This window comes from Silvimonas sp., assembly GCF_031291215.1.
Lineage (GTDB): Bacteria > Pseudomonadota > Gammaproteobacteria > Burkholderiales > Chitinibacteraceae > Silvimonas > Silvimonas soli.
On sequence record NZ_JARLJK010000047.1, the window covers coordinates 1 to 1,981 of the forward strand.

Consider the following 1,981-nt stretch of genomic DNA (forward strand, 5'->3'; position numbering starts at 1 on the left):
CGCTGGCACTTCGAAATGCCCCGATACTCCACGCTGATCGGCGTCGCGCTGGTCGTTGTGGCGATGGTTTTCGGGGGTGGCGGCACCCTGAACCCGCAAACGGAAATGATTCTTGAAGTTGCGACCGCAGCGCTGCTTCTGGTCATCTTTGTCGCTCCCGACACCTCCGCCGGACTGCCCCCCGTGCCCGTGGGCGCGTGGTTGGCAGCGACACCCCTCGTGTTGCTTTTTCTGGCACAACTGGTTCCGCTTCCCCCGTCGATCTGGCGAATTCTTCCGGGGCGCGAGATCGAAGCCGCCGCGCTTGACCTTATCGGCGCGGGTTCGGCATGGATGCCGTTGACAGTCGAACCCCCAGAGACATTTGCCTCACTGTTGGGGACACTCGCCCCGATCGCGACCATGCTTTACATCTCCCGGCTTGATTTGCAGGGCCGATCCGGCGTCGCATTGGCCTTGGCGCTCGTCGCGATTGCCTCGATCGCGCTGGGCGCGTTGCAAATTGTGCGCTTCGCAGGCGGAACCTGGTCCTTGTATCAGCTATACAGTGACGGCTGGCTCGGCGGCTTTCAATCGAACCGCAATGCCCAGGCCGACGTCCTGCAGATCGGCATGCTCGCCACCGCAACGGCCAGCCTGGTACGCGTCAGGCGCCTTGAATTTGGCCGGCTCAACATGCCGGTCGTGTTTGGCGTCATCATCGTCATGGCGATCAGCGTGCTGATGACGGGTTCGCGCGCCGGGATTGCGTTACTGCCGATCACCTTTGCCTTTGTCGTCGCGATCCTGTGGCCACGACTGAAGCGCAAGGTCCAGTTCCTGCGCCTGTGGATTGCCGGTACGGTCACAACCATTGCGATAGCGGGATATGGTCTGTCACGCAGTGCCGCAATTCAAACCGCCATCGGTCGCTTTGGCGACGATACCGGCGGGCGCTGGGGTTTCTGGATGGACACGCTTCTGGCGATCCGCAAGACTTGGCCTGCCGGAACCGGCATTGGCACCTTTCTGAATGCGTATCTGGCTATTGAACGGCTGGAATCGGTCAACCCGCTGTTTGTGAACCGTGCGCATAACGACTGGCTCGAATGGACTCTTGAATGCGGCCCGGCCGGGTGGCTCGCGATCATCCTGACATTGATCGTTCTGGTTTGGTTGGCGCGCGCATCCTGGCGCCAGGCTGCTGCAGTGCAGCATGATCCGATCCAGCGAGCGCAAATCCTGTTCAGTATCGGAACCCTTGTGATAATCGGCCTTCACGCACTGGTTGATTATCCCACGCGCGCCATGAGCCTTGCCACGATAATGGGCGTCGCCGTGGCGTTTCTTACACCTGTGTCACAGCGGCCAAGCGTTATAAATACGGGACAGTGAGATCGCGCAACCACACTTGCGATCTATTGTGCAAAGCAATATACGGCGCAGAGTACTGATCGGGATTATCGCCTGGCACCTCAGATCAAATTGGCTTCGGTGCAGCGCCGAAAGGGCGCAATGCCCTGGCAAGGAGAAAGTAGTCTCGTGAAGCGATCTTCCATTTTTACAGGCGCATCGGTCGCAACGGCCATTCTTTCGCTGTCCGGTTGCGCCACGCCTCAGTTCAAGCATTTGCCGACTGGCGAGGCTGCCTACAAACAGATTCCCGTCGAGGCCGAGGCGGCCGACCGCAAGGCTTTCCTCATTGCGCCCGGCGACGAGTTGACGTTGCGCGTGGTGGGCGAAGCCGACCTCAGCCTTGACAAAGTGATCGTCGACAATGCGGGCACGATCCAGATCCCGCTGGCTGGCGAAGTAGCGGTGGCGGGCCACACCCCCGGCGAAGCTTCGCTGACCATCAAGCAGTTGCTGCACACCAAGGGCGTCCGCTTTCCCGAAGTCGCGCTCAACATCTCATCGCCTGTGCAGCGCACGGTCTCGGTTGAAGGCCAGGTGACGAAAGCCGGCGTCTATCCGATCACTCCGGATACGACGCTGCTGTCCA

The 1,981-nt window shown here is 60.5% G+C and carries 2 protein-coding genes; both read left to right on the forward strand.

What is annotated here, in order from left to right:
• A partial coding sequence (locus tag P4L78_RS01445; RefSeq protein WP_309326504.1) for an O-antigen ligase family protein occupies positions 1 to 1,374 on the forward strand: 1,374 nt, incomplete at its 5' end.
• Positions 1,375 to 1,521: 147 nt separating this feature from the next.
• The coding region (locus P4L78_RS01450; protein WP_309326506.1) for a polysaccharide biosynthesis/export family protein at positions 1,522 to 1,981 on the forward strand (460 nt) is incomplete at its 3' end.